This window comes from Pseudomonas sp. PME37.24/006 (assembly GCF_055556635.1).
Genome location: NZ_JBVHNL010000002.1, coordinates 555,060 through 571,169 on the forward strand (window position 1 = coordinate 555,060; position 16,110 = coordinate 571,169).

17 protein-coding genes are annotated in these 16,110 nt (G+C 61.4%); 7 read left to right on the forward strand and 10 right to left on the reverse strand.

The window, feature by feature from the left end; translation table 11 throughout:
• Positions 1-160 precede the first annotated feature (160 nt).
• The gene (locus tag ACZ3GY_RS08065; protein WP_463564708.1) at positions 161-469 is read left to right on the forward strand and encodes a hypothetical protein; all 309 of its coding nucleotides are present in this window, start codon (positions 161-163) and stop codon (positions 467-469) included.
• Between the two features lie 4 nt (positions 470-473).
• Here the strand turns inward: ACZ3GY_RS08065 and ACZ3GY_RS08070 are convergent, their stop codons facing one another.
• A complete protein-coding gene (locus tag ACZ3GY_RS08070) occupies positions 474-1,082 on the reverse strand; it encodes a flavin reductase family protein (RefSeq protein WP_465909596.1) in 609 nt (202 codons plus the stop codon).
• Positions 1,083-1,211: 129 nt separating this feature from the next.
• Positions 1,212-1,484, reverse strand: coding sequence for a hypothetical protein (locus tag ACZ3GY_RS08075; RefSeq protein WP_225832731.1), 273 nt, complete (start codon positions 1,482-1,484; stop codon positions 1,212-1,214).
• Positions 1,485-1,624: 140 nt separating this feature from the next.
• Between ACZ3GY_RS08075 and ACZ3GY_RS08080 the strand changes: the two genes are divergently transcribed.
• Positions 1,625-2,674 (forward strand): patatin-like phospholipase family protein, encoded by a 1,050-nt coding sequence (locus ACZ3GY_RS08080; protein WP_463564706.1) that lies wholly within the window; start codon positions 1,625-1,627, stop codon positions 2,672-2,674.
• 12 nt (positions 2,675-2,686) lie between these two features.
• Here ACZ3GY_RS08080 and ACZ3GY_RS08085 read toward each other — a convergent pair whose 3' ends face one another.
• The 7 genes from ACZ3GY_RS08085 to ACZ3GY_RS08115 form a co-directional block, all read right to left on the reverse strand.
• Complete coding sequence (locus ACZ3GY_RS08085) at positions 2,687-3,760, reverse strand: AI-2E family transporter (protein ID WP_465909597.1); 1,074 nt, start codon at positions 3,758-3,760, stop codon at positions 2,687-2,689.
• 46 nt (positions 3,761-3,806) lie between these two features.
• On the reverse strand, positions 3,807-4,607 hold the full coding sequence (locus ACZ3GY_RS08090) for a DUF4892 domain-containing protein (RefSeq protein ID WP_465909598.1): 801 nt from the start codon (positions 4,605-4,607) through the stop codon (positions 3,807-3,809).
• A gap of 159 nt (positions 4,608-4,766) precedes the next feature.
• Positions 4,767-5,630, reverse strand: coding sequence for an alpha/beta hydrolase (locus ACZ3GY_RS08095; RefSeq protein ID WP_465909600.1), 864 nt, complete (start codon positions 5,628-5,630; stop codon positions 4,767-4,769).
• Positions 5,627-6,430: an alpha/beta fold hydrolase gene (locus ACZ3GY_RS08100; protein WP_465909601.1), complete on the reverse strand. Its 804-nt coding sequence runs from the start codon at positions 6,428-6,430 to the stop codon at positions 5,627-5,629. Before ACZ3GY_RS08100 ends, ACZ3GY_RS08095 begins: the two co-directional genes overlap by 4 nt.
• A gap of 160 nt (positions 6,431-6,590) precedes the next feature.
• Entirely contained in the window at positions 6,591-7,055 is a 465-nt protein-coding gene (gene sixA, locus ACZ3GY_RS08105; protein WP_465909602.1) for a phosphohistidine phosphatase SixA, read from the reverse strand.
• Positions 7,056-7,065: 10 nt separating this feature from the next.
• Positions 7,066-7,404 carry a DUF4389 domain-containing protein gene (locus ACZ3GY_RS08110; RefSeq protein WP_465909603.1) on the reverse strand — a complete coding sequence of 113 codons (339 nt, stop codon included), beginning with the start codon at positions 7,402-7,404 and terminating at the stop codon, positions 7,066-7,068.
• Positions 7,405-7,415: 11 nt separating this feature from the next.
• Positions 7,416-8,438: an NAD(P)H-dependent glycerol-3-phosphate dehydrogenase gene (locus ACZ3GY_RS08115; protein WP_465909605.1), complete on the reverse strand. Its 1,023-nt coding sequence runs from the start codon at positions 8,436-8,438 to the stop codon at positions 7,416-7,418.
• 252 nt (positions 8,439-8,690) lie between these two features.
• Here ACZ3GY_RS08115 and ACZ3GY_RS08120 point away from each other — a divergent pair, with 252 nt between their 5' ends.
• The 5 genes from ACZ3GY_RS08120 to fabB all read left to right on the forward strand — a co-directional run bounded on the left by ACZ3GY_RS08120 (position 8,691) and on the right by fabB (position 15,546).
• Entirely contained in the window at positions 8,691-10,736 is a 2,046-nt protein-coding gene (locus ACZ3GY_RS08120; RefSeq protein ID WP_465910019.1) for a TonB-dependent receptor plug domain-containing protein, read from the forward strand.
• Entirely contained in the window at positions 10,737-11,660 is a 924-nt protein-coding gene (locus ACZ3GY_RS08125) for an ABC transporter substrate-binding protein (protein WP_465909606.1), read from the forward strand.
• Complete coding sequence (locus ACZ3GY_RS08130; RefSeq protein ID WP_465909607.1) at positions 11,657-13,567, forward strand: ATP-binding protein; 1,911 nt, start codon at positions 11,657-11,659, stop codon at positions 13,565-13,567. The genes ACZ3GY_RS08125 and ACZ3GY_RS08130 overlap by 4 nt, the downstream gene beginning before the upstream one ends.
• A 230-nt stretch (positions 13,568-13,797) precedes the next feature.
• Complete coding sequence (fabA, locus tag ACZ3GY_RS08135) at positions 13,798-14,313, forward strand: 3-hydroxyacyl-[acyl-carrier-protein] dehydratase FabA (RefSeq protein ID WP_225832749.1); 516 nt, start codon at positions 13,798-13,800, stop codon at positions 14,311-14,313.
• A 12-nt stretch (positions 14,314-14,325) separates the two neighbouring features.
• Positions 14,326-15,546, forward strand: a complete 1,221-nt coding sequence (gene fabB / locus ACZ3GY_RS08140) for a beta-ketoacyl-ACP synthase I (RefSeq protein WP_465909608.1) — start codon at positions 14,326-14,328, stop codon at positions 15,544-15,546.
• 96 nt (positions 15,547-15,642) lie between these two features.
• On the opposite strand, the gene ACZ3GY_RS08145 is transcribed toward fabB, so the two are convergent.
• Positions 15,643-16,107 (reverse strand): DUF3859 domain-containing protein, encoded by a 465-nt coding sequence (locus tag ACZ3GY_RS08145; RefSeq protein ID WP_465909609.1) that lies wholly within the window; start codon positions 16,105-16,107, stop codon positions 15,643-15,645.
• Positions 16,108-16,110 lie beyond the last annotated feature (3 nt).

A 16,110-nucleotide genomic window follows, 5' to 3' on the forward strand; every position in this document is an offset into this window, starting at 1 on the left:
ACAGCGTTACCAAAGCGAAGTACGGCTGCAGAATGTCAGGGCGAAAGACAGCCTGATCCCGAGCGACGGACGGCTGCAATAGCACCTCGCCACCACAGAGAATCCACTGCTAGAATCGGCTCGCCTACTCAGCCGACAGACCGTCGGCAGGACACCGACCATGCCCAACACCTCACGCAAGATCCTCTACCCTTCGATCCTGCTGCTAGGCGCTCTGCTGGCGAGCAGCCAGGCTTTCGCCGAGATGGCCGGCGGTGAAGTGGGTATCCGCCTGGCCGTGCACAGTGCCTGCCAAGTCGACAGCCTCGCCGATAGTCAGGCGCTGCTGCTGACCAACCACGATTGCCGTGACGGCTACCGCATCCGCTACCAGAATGCCGACACGCGCATCGATCGTGAAGCCCTGGCGCAGACCGTCACGAGGCTGGACGAGCGCTCCCCACGCTCGCGTATCGAACTCTACTGGTAAGGGCTCAGCCCGGCCGCTGCAAATCGAAGGTCTCACGGGTTCTGCTATAGGCCGTACCACCCAGGCGCCCAACCAAATCGAGGCGATGCGGGTCGATACGGCCCTTTTCATTGAGCACGCCATCGTCCACGTGTGCGAGCAGCACCTCAGCGAAGATCAGATGCTGATTGGGTTGCTGCTGCGGATAACCGATGATTTCCGCCACTCGACATTCGAACGCCACGGCTGCGCCTGCAACGCGAGGCGGTGCTACACGACTGCTGGGAATAGACGCGATGCCGCAATGTTCGAACTCACTGCTGCTACGCGGCAGAATCGCGGCGCTGGCATTCATCGCGTCCACCTGGGCGAAGGACACCAGATGAATGACCAGCTCGCCGGTTTCTTGGGCGTTGCGCAGGGTGTCCTTTAGAACGCCGTCATCACGGGTACTGACGTTGACCATCAGCGTGGCCGGATCGTCGCTGATCACCTGAAAGAAACTGAAGGGCGCCAGATTGGCGACGCCCTCTTTAGAAAGGCTCGACACCCAGGCGATGGGCCTGGGTGTGACGGTAGAGGCAAGCCAGCGATAACGTTCCAGCGGGGTCAGATTGGCGAACTCGAGCAGCATCCCATTCTCCAAAAGTCAGGTTGCTGCCAGTTTACGCCAATCAGCCACCAGAACCTGCTCATGATCTCGCGCGCCAGAGCCTGTTTTTAACGCCACAAGACCGACGCGCAGCAGAGCGTGATCCGGTTTTCAGCGGCCTGCCCGAGATTCACGAATATAGAAACGGGCTTTTTCTGACTTGTTGGTGCAGCCGCGGAACGCTTCGAACTGTTGCTGGGTTTTCGCCGCCGTCATCAGCGATGCAGCCTTGGAGTAACTAACGGTACCGGCAAAGCCTTCGGCCTTGGCCAGGTCGAGTTCCTGCCACGCGGCATCCAGTTGAGAGGCGCAGCTATCACGGTAGGAAGTGGTCGCTGAGCAGCCCGCCAACAGCGCAATCGGTAAGAGGATCCAGGCTTTCATGTCGCATACTCCAAAGGTTGACCGGCAATCATGTTGCCGGTGCTGATTATGACGGCACGCCGAGGAAAAAGTGCCACTATCAGCAGCGCCTTACGATACGTAATGTGCGGTTGCTTACAGAGCGTTTCAGGGAGATTGGGATGAGCAAGAAAGTGGCCCTGGTACTGGGCTCGGGTGGCGCACGCGGTTATGCCCACATTGGCGTCATAGAGGAGCTGGAGTCGCGCGGTTACGAGATCGGCTGCATCGCTGGCTGCTCCATGGGCGCAGTGGTCGGTGGCATCTATGCGGCTGGCAAGCTGAAGGAGTACAGCGACTGGACGCAGAGCCTCGATTACCTGGACGTACTGCGCCTGCTCGACGTGAGCTTCCGCCTGGGCGCCATACGTGGGGAAAAGGTCTTCGGGCGAATTCGCGATATCGTCGGCGAGATCAATATCGAGGAGCTGAACATCCCGTTCACCGCGGTAGCCACCGACCTCACCAACCAGCAGGAAATCTGGTTTCAGGAAGGCTGTCTGCACCAGGCGATGCGTGCCTCGGCGGCGATTCCCAGCCTGTTCACGCCGGTCATACAAGGCAAGCGCATGCTGGTCGACGGCGGCCTACTCAATCCCCTGCCGATCGTTCCGGTGGTGTCCAGTCATTGCGACCTGATCATCGCCGTCAACCTCAACTCGGCACACCAGCAGCACTATCAGTTGCCGATCATCGAACGTACGCCCGCGTTGAAAGGCCGCTTCGATCAGTTGATGGCTTCACTGGGTTCACGGCTGCCGTCGTTGCGCCGCAAGGGTGGTGAGGATGATCAGCTTCTGCTGCTGGGCAACGACGCCCAAGCTGCGATCCCACAGCAGCCTGACTTGTGGCTGCAAGACCCAGTGGATCCCCATGCCCAACAACCTGCCGCAGCGCCGCAAAGCGGCAGCGCGCCGAAATCAGCGAGTGGTTCGCGGGTCGCCAACATGGTCGGCCCGGCTTCGCTGCTGGAACTGATCAACCAGAGTTTCGAGGTCATGCAGACCTCGCTATCGCAGTACAAGATCGCCGGCTATCCGCCGGACATCCTGATCAACGTACCCAAGCGGGTGTGTCGTTTCTTCGAATTCTACAAGGCGCCGGAGCTGATCATGCTGGGTCGGCAGATTGCCAAGGATACCCTCGACAAATACGAACGCGGCGACCACTGAGGTCGCCGTCACTCAGCCTGGCGGTGTGCGCTCTTCACGCGGTGGCAGCCCGGCTGGCGCCTTGTGTGCGACCCAGTCGCTGAGCAGGCTGTAAGCCACTGCCAGCAGGGTCGGGCCGAGGAACAGCCCCATGAAGCCAAAGGCCAGAATACCGCCGAACACCCCAAGCAGCACCACCACCAACGGCAGGTTGCCGCCGCGGCTGATGAGGTACGGTTTGAGAATGTTGTCCACGCCACTGATGATGAAGAAGCCCCAGATGCCGAGGAAGATCGCCATGCCGATCTCGCCTTGCCAGATCAGCCAGCCCACCGCTGGGCCCCAGATCAGTGGCGGCACCATGATCAGGCTGCAGGCGAAGGTCAGCAGACCCAGTAACAGCGCGCCCGGAATACCGGCGATCATGAAGCCGATGTAGGCGAGGATCGCCTGCGCAACGGCAGTACCCAGCACGCCGTTCACCACCCGCTGTACCGTGCCGGCCACCAGTTCGAGGTAATGCTCGGCACGGTCGCCGATCAAGCGCTCGAGCAGGCTTTCGACGAAGGCCGCCAAACGTGGGCCGTCACGGTAGAAGAAGAACACCAAGATCAGGCTCAGCGCCAGCTCGAGAATGCCCCCACCAATCTTGGCACTGCGCACCAGCAGGAAGTTGCCGACTTGGCCGAGATAGGGTTGAACCGTGGCGAACAGCGCTGAACCCTGCTGATCCAGGGTTTCCCAGATACTGACAAGACGAGCGCCCACCAGAGGCACGGACTCCAGCCAGGTCGGCGGTGGCGGCAGGCCTTCGACCTGAAAGCCCTTGATCACCGCGGTGCCATCACGAATGTGGTCGGCCAAGTTGACGCCGAGCATCACCAGGGGCACTGCGACCAGAACGATCCAGACGCCAGTGAGCAATCCTGCAGCGACGGACTGGCGGCCCTTGAGCAGCCGCGTCAGCCAGCGCATTACCGGCCAGCTGGCGAACGATAGAACCGCGGCCCAGAATAGCGCCGACCAAAACGGCGCCAGCACCCAAAGGCTGGCGCCCAGCAATCCCAGTAGCAGGATCTGCACCAGCAAACGGTCGTTATTCGGCATTTTTCAGTGTTTCCAGAAAAGCAGACTCAGGCCCTGAAGGGCGCGCTCAACGTAGCACGTCGACACGTAACCCGTCGCCACTGCCTTCACCGATTTCCAGGCGAGCCGCCCTCACCCGCTGCTCAATCAACGCCTCGCGCCAGGCTTCTGCGTGAGCGCCGGAAAGACTCACACGCAAGGTGCTGTCCTGATTGAGGCTACGCGCCAGCAGCTCCGTCCACTCTTGCTCGGGCTCACCCTGCCCGGGCAGGCGCAGCTCTCCGGTACTTTTCAGCTGCCGTGACAGCGTGGCAGGCGTTGGCAACACTTTCGCCAGAGGCTCAGTGGCAGCCAGCAACTCGGCATGCAGATAGGCGCGGCGATTGCCACGAGTGATGCTGTACAGCGCTACAAGGCTGTCCTGATTCGGCTCGGCCAGACGCAGCAATGCATAAGCTTGCTGATCATCGGAGCCGTAAAGAGTGGAGTTGCCGAATACCGAGTTGGCCCACAGGCTGCTGGAGCCGCACTCGCGCCCCTCGCACCAGTAAAGGATGTGGGCGTCCTTGTCCTGCAGCGACTCGCGCGCGGCAGAGAACACCTCATTGGCACTATGGGTACGAGGCAGTTCGTAGGTGATTGCGGTGAGTTGCCCGGTGGCAAGCACTTCGCGCTCGTAACGCAAGCGCCCGCTGATACGGCGGATGGTGCCTTGCGGATAAAGACGCTCCTGGTCGGCCTGCTCCTTGAACGTGATGATCTCACTGCCCGGAAAGCGTGGCAGCACATCGAGGTCGCTGCTGCCGGCTACATCAGCAGTGGCAGCGGCGCTGACCAACATCAGGGGAAACAGGTAACTCAGACGCATGAAACCCCTCGCTGCTCGGCGGTAGCGAAGGTCTGCGAAGCAGCTGGCAGGGTGTGAACATCATCGGACGCGAGCAGCGCTTCCAGCGCGACGGTATACAAGTCGGTCATGCGGGTCTCCATTGCAATGCCGACACCTTTCCCCAGTTGCAGCAGGCCGTCAAGGCGCGTTCAGGAAAGGATTGAAACAGTCTGCTACGAGTTGCGCCCCGCGCTCATCGTCCAGATGCAAGTGATGCCCGCCGGGCAGCCGCTCGACGCTGATGGCCGTCTGCGCCAGCAAATCGTTCAGCCCGTCACGCTGTGCAAGCAGGCCGTGCTCGGCCAGCACCAGCTTGGTGGGACAACCGAGCGCGGCGATGAAAGCGTGCACGTGGTCGCGGGTCAGCCGCAAGGGTGTCGGCAATGTCAGGCGATTATCGGTACGCCAGGTGTAGCCACCAGGCACCGGCATCAACCCACGTTGCGCCAACAACTCGGCAGCCTCGAAACTCACCAGCCCTACCCCGCGCTGGCGTACCTGGGCGGCACGCTCCAGGCTCGGGTAGACCGGCTTGCGCTTGGCAGACAGGGCCAGTTGCGCACGCAGGGACTCGCCCAACGTGCTCACCGCAGCATCCGCCTCAGTGGTCGGCGGAACGAGACCGTCGATCAACGCCAAACGCTGCACGCGCTCTGGAAAGGTCGCGGCAAGCAGAAGTGAGACGATCGCGCCCATGGAATGGCCGAGCAGACTGAAGCGCTGCCAGCCGAACTGCTCGGCAACCAACAGCACGTCGTGCATGTAATCCCACAGCGCATACCCGGCACCTGCAGGGCGATGATCCGAATGGCCATGGCCGGCAAAATCCAGGGCGACAATACGCAACCCTGACAGCCTGGGCGCTAGCCGGGCGAAGCTGGCCGCATTGTCGAGCCAGCCGTGCAGGGCGATTACCGGGATGCCATCGTCCGAGCCATGAATCTGAGCAGCCAGTTCGATGTGCGGCAGCCGCAGCCGTACCTCTTCGAAACCCAGGCTCATCGAACTCCCTCGACTGGTTGCTGCCAGCGCGCGAATAGCCCGCGAATCAGTTGCGCCGTATCCTCCGGGTGCTCGAGAGGGAACATATGCCCACCAGGCAGCGTCAGGAACTCTCCCCGCGGCGCCCGGCGTGCCATCCGCCCATGATGGGCGAGTACCACGCGGCTCTGGGCACCTTTCACCAGCGCCAGCGGCACCTGCAACTGTTGCGGCAGGCCAGGGCTGGTATGAGGAACGCTGCGGTAGATACTGATCTCGGTCGCTGCCTCGAAACGCAGCCGCACACCATCCTCGTGTGGGTGCAAGCCGTGCTCGACGTAGGCATCCAGACACTCGGGATCGAAGCCGCTGAACAGCTTCCTCTCGGCAAAATAACGGCGCGCCTCCAGCGGGTCGGCGAACGCTTCGCGGCGACCAAGGGTGCGCCCGGCGGGTGTAAGGCGGTCGATGAAGCCGAAGCGCTTGGCAGCATGAATCACCATCCGGTCGGTGCGACTCAGTACGGGCGAGTCGAGCATGACCAGGCCGCGGTAGAGATCCGGCCGGCGCAACGCGGCATGGAAATGCAGCACACCGCCCAACGAATGGCCCACTCCCCATACCGGGCCACCGCACTGCTCCAGGTGATGCAGCAGCTCATCGACCAGGTTGCTCCAGTTGTCATTCACCGGAAAGCGCGGGTCGTGCGCGTGCTGTGCCAGGTGCTGCACCCGGTACTCCGGTGCGAGCGCGGCGAATAGCTTGCCGTAGGTTCCCGAGGGGAAGCCATTGGCGTGGGCAAAGAAGATGAGCTGGGACATGGTCGTCGCGCTGGTGGCAGGCAATGCAGGGATTGTCAGCCAGCCCCCGGCCCACGGCAATGACCGTAACGGTCAGGAAGGACGACGCTCCGGCCAAATACCCCATAACCGGCTCAACGTCTTGCGAGCGAGAGTCATGCGGGACAACCCCGTAGCCAGCTCAACGCAGGTCGGGATGGGCCAGCAACTCCAGGGACATCAACCCGGCAATCAGCTCTTCACCTTCGAGCATCGCCAGGCTGGCGGTGTGCATGGAAAGCGGCTGCTGCCGGTGACCATGCACCAACAGCCCACCGAGTGCGCCGATGAAGGGCTGATGGGAAACCAGCAGGATCTCCTGGATCGAGAGGCGCTGCAGCTTGCTCAGGCTGTCACGGAGATCGCTTTCCGGGGTCAGCCAGGGAACCGTGTGCAGTTCGACGCTCGACGCCAAGGCATCGCGCACCAGCGCTGCCGTCTGCTGGGCCCGCACATAAGGGCTGACGAAGATCGCATCCAGCGAACGGCCACGCAGGTGTTCGAGGGATTGGCGTACTTCGTCACGCCCGTAGTCCGTCAGCTCCCGCTGAGCGTCGGTGCGTGCCTCTGGGTGGGCCTGGCCATGGCGCAACAACCAGATTCTCATGGCTGATGACTCACAGCTTCGGCTCCTCGTCCCTTGCCGGCGACACGTCCGGCGGCACGCTTTGCGCAAAGTCGCCCTGCGCTGGGCGCGGCGTTGGCCAGTCGGCGAACGGCCAGGGCTTGGATTCGCTGTTGAACGTGCCGAAACGGCCGATCTGGGCCAGATACTGGCTGAGGCTGTCGCCAAACCTCAGCAAACCGGCATTGGGCGCGCCGTATATCAGGCGATAGATCAGTTGCAGCAGAACCACACCAGCCAGCAACAGCTCGGCCACTTGCCAGACCAGCAGGAACAGCAGCATCCAGACGATGCGCAGCCCGATGGGCTCGCCTTTTTGGTGTTCACTCATGTTCGGATCCCTCAGAAGCCAGTGGCTGGAATGAAATCGACGTCGGTCTTCGGCTCTGCGCGCATCAGCGCCTCGATCACCTGGTCCAGGGTACGCCCCTCGAACAGGATCGCGTGCAGCCCGGCCACCAGCGGCATATATATCTGTAACTCGTCGGACTTGGCCTTGAGCACCTTGATGGTATTGACCCCCTCGGCAACCTCACCGAGGCGCTCGACGGCATCTTCCAGGCTCAGGCCTTCACCAAGCGCGAAGCCGACCTGGTAATTGCGGCTTTTCGGTGACGAGCAGGTAACGATCAGATCACCAACCCCGGCGAGACCGAGGAAGGTCATGGGGTTGGCACCCAGATGCACGGCGAAGCGAGTCATTTCCGCCAGTGCCCGGGTGATCAACATGCTCTTGGTGTTTTCGCCCATGCCCAGCGCCGCCGCCATGCCGGCAATGATGGCGTAGACGTTTTTGAGCGCACCACCCAGCTCGACACCAAAACGGTCGGCACTGGCGTAAACGCGGAAGGTACGACCGTGCAGCACCTCCTGAACCTCCCGACACAGGGCTTCGTCTTCACTGGCGACCACCGTGGCGGTCAGCGTATGCGCAGCGATTTCCTTCGCCAGGTTCGGCCCGGAAAGCACGCCGATACGTGCCTCGGGAGCGACCTCCTCGAGGATCTGGCTCATCAGTTTGAACGTCTGCGCTTCAATGCCCTTAGTGGTACTGACCAGCATCTTGCCAACCAGCAGCGTCGACACCGGTTGCAGCACCTGACGCAACGCACTGGACGGCAAAGCCACGAACGCCAATGCGCAGCTGTTCAGCGCACCTGGCAGATCAGTAGTCGGCTCGACACCGTCGAGCACCTTGACGCCCTTCAGGTAACGGGGGTTTTCGCGATTGACCCGAATGGCCTCGGCCTGCACGGGGTCGCGCATCCAGTGCAGAACACGATGACCATTCTGCGCCAGCAGGTTAGCGATAGCGGTACCGAAACTGCCGCCGCCAAGCACCGCGATAGGTTGCTGTTGAGTCATGACCGATCCGTAGTGAGGTGTGTGGCAATGCAGCATTATACGGCTCACTCGCCCCACGGCCACCCTTGCGGACTGACCAACGCGGCAGACTGGCTCGCTGAACTAAAAACGGGTCTTTTACCGATGTATGACTGGCAACGGTTCGCCGCTCGGTTAACATGCATCACACTGCGCGAACAGGGTCGTTGCGTGACCAAAGCCCCCCCTCCCCTCAAACTTCTGCTGCTGGCGCTCCTGGCCACTGGCGACGCCATGGCCGATGACCTGTTCAGCGGCGGCCAGGTCGTACCCGAAGTATTGACCGCCACGCGCCTGAAACAGTCGCCCGCTGCGGTGCCTGGCAGCGTGACGGTGCTCGACAGCGCCCTGATCAGGGCCAGCGGAGCACGCGATATCGCAGAACTGCTGCGCCTGGTGCCGGGCATGATGGTCGGCTACCGCAACGGCAATCAACCGACACTCAACTACCACGGCTCCAGCGCCTCGGAAGCACGACGCCTGCAGGTGATGGTCGATGGCCGTTCGGTGTATCACCCGGGCCTGGCGACCGTCGACTGGTCGGACATTCCAGTGGCCCTGGAAGACATCGAGCGCATCGAGGTATTTCGTGGCCCCAACACCGTGAGCTATGGCGCCAATGCACTGATGGGCGTCGTCAGCATCTTTACCCGCAATCCGGCAGACAGCCATGGCACCCGACTCAAGGTCACCCGTGGCCAGCGTGGTATCGCCGATTACTACGCCAGCCAAGGCAGCAGTTGGGACAGCGGCGCCTTACGCCTCTCGATCAGCGGCCAGGAGGATGACGGTTTCGACCACGATGAATTTGCCGCCCCCTACCGTGACAGCCGTCGCCTGGAACGTATCAATCTGTCCGTCAGCCATCAGCTCGATGAACGCCAGAGCCTGGACTGGCAACTCGCCGCGAAGGAAGGCAGCAATCAGCGCCCCTACCTCTATGAGCCGCTGTTTCCGGGTATCGGCCTTGGCGATACGGACTCGGACGTCAAAGCACGTGATTACGCTGGCTCGTTGCGCTGGAATTTCGACCAGACGGCCAACCACAGCCTGTCACTGCAGAGTTCCGTGCAGCATTGGGAACGCCTGGAAAGCTGGCGGGCCTGCGAAGCGGAAATCGCCTTCAGCCCTCAGCTCGCCGAGCTGTGGTCACTCAATCCCGGGTACGTGACGCGCTTCACCCGCAATCCGTTCGGCAGCGTGCCTGCAGGCACCACTCAGGAGCAGGCGCTGGCGACGCAGATCCAGCAGCAACTGGCTACGGGAGCGACCCGCGAAGTCTGCGGCACTGCCAACCAGAATATCCGCGAAACCCGCTACGACATCGAGCTGCAGGACACCCTCAGCCTCTCCGACAACCTGCGCCTGCTCAGCGGCCTGGGTTATCGCTACGACCAGGCCGACTCGGAGACGTTTTTCAGTGGCCGCCTCAGCAATCAGATCTGGCGCCTGTTCGGTCACCTCGAATGGCAGGTGGACGATCACTGGCTGCTGCAAGGTGGCACCATGCTCGAGGACGACCGCCTCACCGGTTCGTCGCTGACACCACGCCTCGCCGTCAACTACCTGATTACCCCAAGACATGGCCTGCGCGCCGTCTACTCGGAAGCAGTGCGCTCGCCCGACATGTACGAAAACAACGTTGACTGGGGCTACCGAATTCGCGGCCTGCAGCCACAGCCGTTCGGTCAGCGCGACGCCGACTACTTCATCAACGCCAAGGGCCCCCGCGACCTCGAACAGGAAGTCATCCGTTCCCACGAACTGGGTTACAACGGCCTGTTCGCCGAAGCAGGTCTCAGCATCGACGTGAAGCTGTTCTACGACGAGATCCACAACATGATCAGCGAGCCGCTGCGCGTCGATCGCTTCGCTCCCAACAATGCCCATCGCATGCGTTTCAGCGGCGCGGAGACCCAACTGGACTGGCATGTAAGCACTGATGACCGCCTACGCCTGACCTATGCCTACGTCGACCACAGCGCCACCAGCAAGACCGACCAGCGTCTCACCGCACGCAACAGTGGCTCCGCCGGCTGGCTGCGTGACTGGGGCATGGGCTGGTCGAGTGGTTTGTTCTATTACGGTGCGGATCGCCTCAACGAACGCCGCTTCGAGCGCATGGATCTGCGCCTGGCCAAGCGCACGCCAATAGGTCGCAGCCAACTGGAAGTGGCGGGGGTGCTGCAGTGGCGCCTGGATGATGAAGCGCTGACCTGGCGCGAGAATAACTACGACGAAGCCCGCCTGTTCTATCTCAGCGCCGAGCTTGAATTCTAGATGGTCGCCAATCACTCGAGAACAGGGCTTGGCTATCGCTCATGGGCGCGCCGCACGCTGCTTTTGCTCTGCCTGCTGCAATCACCGTCGCAGGCCGCCGAGCTGCTACTGAGTAGCGCCGGAGACACTAGCATCCTGCAGGGTTTCAGCACCGCTCTGGCCTCGTCGCGGCCACAGGATCACGTGCGTATCGTGCCGTTGAACGACCTGCCGCCCCTGAACGAACTGCCGGCAGATACCCGCCTTATTCTCTTCGGCCAACCGGCATTGGCTTGGCGCCTCAGCTCGCATGAAGGCCCGCCGACGCTGGTGTTGCAGGTAAACAAAACCCAGGCGCGCGCAACCCTTGGCGACAGTACGCCGACCAATCTCAGCGTGCTCTGGTCGGATCCATCACCGTTACGCCAGCTTCGTCTGGCCAAACTGCTGCTGCCGCATATCGCTCGGGTCGGTGTGCTACACGATGAGCACAGCGCGTTTCTGCTCGATGAGATCCGGCATGCCGCCACAAGTCTGGATATCGAGATCGTTTCCGAAGACTGGCCCAGCACTCGCGGCAACCGAACCTTATTGCGCGTGCTACGCGACAGCGACGTGCTGCTCGGCGTCGCCGACGACGACCTGTACAACCCACAAACCGCCAAGAACCTGCTGCTGACCAGTTACGGCCAACAACGCGCCCTCATTGGACCCAGTGCTGGCTTCGTCCGCGCAGGCAGCCTGGCGAGCACCTACAGCGACCAGAACGACTGGTTGAACACACTCGGTAGCCTGCTCGACCAGCCGACGCACAACTGGCCAGTCGGCACCTACTCGAACACATTCAAAGTGCTCGGCAATTCTCAGGTGGCGCGCGCCCTGGCGGTAGCGTTGCCCAGCGACGAGGAACTTGCCTGGCATCTGTCAGAAGGAGAAACGCCATGAAACTGTGGCGCGGCTGGAACATCCACATCCGTACCCAGCTGATCAGTGTCGGACCAGCCCTGCTGCTGACGCTCCTGCTAACTGGGTTTCTGACCTTCAACCGCTTGCAGGATCTGCGCGCCGAGATCAATCACACCGGCCAACTGATTGCCAGCCAACTGGCTCCGGCCACCGAATACGGAGTAATTTCGGGCAACCGCAAGGTGCTGGAGTCACTGCTGCAGGCCACCCTGAAAACGCCTCACGTCCGCTTCATCGAGGTGCGTGATCGCGACGACAACATCCTGGCCTACCTCGAACAACCCGAACACGTGCAGACGGGCCACACTCATATCGACATTTTCCAATCGCCGATCCGGCAGCAGCAGGTCGATCTGGGTTCGGATTTCATTCAGGAAGATTCCAGCACACAGGGGCCCCTGAACGGCGACTATTTGGGACGAGTCGTCGTCGGCATGTCCGGTGAAGCCTTCAACACACGTCAGCAGGAAATTCTCTTCAAGGTCACAATGCTGGTGTTGTTTGCCCTGCTGCTGACCTTCCTGCTGGCCCGGCGCCTCGCCAGCCGCCTGTCACGACCACTGAGTGCAATGAGCGACGCCGTCACCGCGATCCAGAGTGGTAATTATCAAACGGCACTTCCAGAAGTCGGCGGCGGCGAACTGGCTACCCTGGCACGGCACATCAACAACCTCGCCAGCGGCCTGAACAACGCCGCCCTGGAGCAGCAGCAGGCCATGACCCTACTGATCAAGGCCCGCGAGGAATCGGAACTGGCAAACCGTGCAAAATCGGATTTCCTGGCGATGATGAGCCACGAACTACGTACCCCCATGAACGGTGTTCTGGGCATGCTGCAGTTGCTGGAAACCACCGACATGAACCAAGAGCAGCACGAATATGCCGCCCTGGCGACCGAGTCGACCGAACATCTGCTCAAGGTGATCAACGACATTCTGGATTTCTCGCGGATCGAACGCGGGGCGCTGGAACTCGAGCTGATCAGTTTCAATCTGTCGGTACTGCTGAAAACCGCACTGCATTCTTTTCAGCACAGCGCGCAGCAGCGTGGCCTGAAGCTGCGCCTGGAACTTGGCGAAGCCCTGCCATCACTTCAGGTACAGGGCGACCCTACCCGTCTGCGTCAGATTCTGGTCAACCTGATCGGCAACGCCCTGAAATTCACCGAGCGCGGCGAAGTCCGCGTCGAAGCTCAGTGGCAGGCACTGGACAATCAGGTGCTGTGGTTCACCTGCAGCGTGCATGACACCGGCATCGGTATCAGCAGCGAACGCCTGGAAACCATGTTCGATGCCTTCCAACAGGCGGACAACTCGATTTCCCGGCGTTATGGCGGCACCGGCCTGGGCCTGCCAATCGCCCGCACGCTGGCTGAACGTATGGGCGGCACCCTGAAAGCGCAAAGCGAACAAGGCCGCGGCTCCTGCTTCACCCTGGAAATTCCTTTGCCGTTTTCGGCGCAACAACCGCTGTTGCTCCCGGAAGCGGCACCATCAGAACCGTCGATACGGGAAACCCACTCAGTGCTCTTGGTGGAAGACAACCCCGTCAACCAGACGGTGATCGAGGCCATGCTGCGCAGTCTCGGCTATCAGGTCACCCTGGTGGTCGACGGGGCACAGGCGGTTTCGGCGGTACGTCAGGGGCGATTCGCAGCTGTGCTGATGGACTGCCGCCTGCCGGTCATGGACGGCTACGAAGCCACTCGCCACATCCGCGAATTGGGGCCTCAAGGACAGCTGCCGATCATCGCGTTGACCGCCAATGCCCTGCAGGGGGATCGCGAAGCCTGCTTGCAGGCTGGAATGAACGATTACCTCGCCAAGCCGTTCAAACGCCTGGAACTACAGGAATTGCTCGACCGCTGGCTGTTGTCTAGCCATTAGATGACTAGTCAGATCGACGGAAATGTTGCACGCTTGCGGGCTGAAGTGGGCGTCAAAGGGTCATCTGTGACACCATTGGCCGCAGCAGAGTACAACTGTACTCACCGCACTGTGACTTTCACCACAACGCAACAGTCTATGACTAGGCTGCTGGCAGGCGCATTACTGATGCGCAGCCAGCCAGGACGATTTACCCAGCCGAGGCGCGTGGGGATTATTGAGGAGCTCGCATGACCAAACAAAACGCCTTCACCCAGGAAGATCTGTTGCGCTGCAGCCGCGGCGAACTGTTCGGCCCGGGTAATGCGCAACTGCCCGCCCCCAACATGTTGATGATCGATCGAATCGTCCACATCAGCGAAACGGGCGGCAAGTACGGCAAGGGCGAAATTGTCGCAGAGCTCGATATCAATCCTGATCTGTGGTTCTTCGGCTGCCATTTCGAAGGCGACCCGGTCATGCCTGGCTGCCTGGGCCTCGATGCCATGTGGCAGCTGGTTGGCTTCTTCCTCGGCTGGCAGGGCAACCCCGGCCGTGGCCGTGCATTGGGTTCGGGCGACGTGAAATTCTTCGGCCAGGTTCTGCCTACCGCCAAGAAAGTCACCTACAACATCCATATCAAACGCACCATCACCCGTTCGCTGATCCTGGCAATCGCCGATGGCAGCGTGAGTGTCGATGGTCGCGAGATCTACAGTGCCGAAAGCCTGCGCGTCGGCCTGTTCACTTCCACCGACAGTTTCTAAAGGATCCTTTCCATGCGTCGCGTCGTTATTACCGGTCTAGGCATCGTTTCCTGCCTGGGCAATGACAAAGAAACCGTCTCCGCCAACCTTCGCGCTGGCCGCCCCGGTATCCGCTTCAATCCGGAATACGCCGAAAAGGGTCTGCGCAGCCATGTATCCGGCTCCGTCGACCTGAACCTGGAAGAATTGATCGACCGCAAGCTGTTCCGCTTCATGGGTGATGCCGCGGCCTACGCCTACCTGGCGATGGATCAGGCGATCAAGGATTCCGGCCTGAGCGAAGACCAGGTCTCGAACCCGCGTACCGGTCTGATCGCCGGTTCTGGCGGGGCTTCCACTCTTAACCAGATGGAAGCTATCGACACCCTGCGCGAGAAAGGCGTCAAACGTGTTGGCCCGTACCGTGTTACCCGCACTATGGGCAGCACCGTCTCGGCCTGCCTGGCGACCCCGTTCAAGATCAAGGGCGTCAACTTCTCCATTTCCTCGGCTTGCGCCACCAGCGCGCATTGCATCGGCCAGGCCATGGAGCAGATCCAGCTCGGCAAACAGGACATCGTCTTCGCCGGTGGTGGTGAGGAAGAGCATTGGAGCCAAAGCTGCCTGTTCGATGCGATGGGCGCCCTTTCCACTCAATACAACGACACCCCGGAAAAGGCCTCTCGCGCCTACGACGCTAAACGTGACGGTTTCGTCATCGCTGGCGGCGGCGGCATGGTCGTCGTTGAAGAGCTGGAGCACGCGCTGGCTCGTGGCGCCAAGATCTACGCTGAAATCGTCGGCTACGGCGCAACCTCGGACGGCTACGACATGGTTGCCCCGAGCGGCGAAGGCGCAGTGCGCTGCATGCAGCAGGCGCTGTCCACCGTCGACACACCGATCGACTACCTGAACACCCACGGCACTTCGACTCCAGTCGGCGACGTGGCGGAAATGAAGGGTGTGCGCGAAGTGTTCGGCGAAAAGGCTCCGGCCATCAGCTCCACCAAGAGCCTGTCGGGTCACAGCCTGGGCGCCGCCGGTGTACACGAGGCGATCTACTGCCTGCTGATGATGGAAGGCAACTTCATCACTGCCTCGGCCAACATCGAGGAACTGGATCCGGCTGTCGCTGACCTGCCGATCCTGCGTGAAACCCGTGAGAACGCCAAGCTGGACACCATCATGTCCAACAGCTTCGGCTTCGGTGGCACCAATGCCACGCTGGTACTGAAGCGCTGGGCCGGCAACTGATAACTGCCTGATACGAAAAACGGCGCCTTAGGGCGCCGTTTTTTTATGCTCCGGGTTGATTCACTGCAAGCCCGGGTAGCGTTGTATATCGCCGCCTCAGCGCACCTCGAAGCGCTGCTCAGCCAACTTGCGATCACCCTGAAACAGTAGGAAATGCCATTCGCCGGGTACCACTTCGTTATTCTCGGAAAACTCGAATGCCATGACGTCCTGCGGCGCATCGGGCACCAGATTCTGCGTTACCACGAACTTGTCGCGGCGCTGGCCGTCACTACCAGTCACGCCTGGGGTGAGGTACAGCAGAGTCAGCGGCTCGCCATCGGCAGTCTTGCCCGTCAGCGTATAGCGCATACCGAACTTGGTGCCCAACTTGGCCGGCACCACGCTGGTCTGCTGGATTTCCTGACTGGACTGGGTCAGCACCCGCTCGCCCGGTTGAAAATCCTTGTACTGGCTGACGAAAACGCCGTACTCGACCGGCCCCTGCACACGTACCTCAGCCTGAGCCAGGCCTGCTGCCAGCAGCAGCGCCGTCATCGTTGCGAATCGAAAGTGTTGCATCTC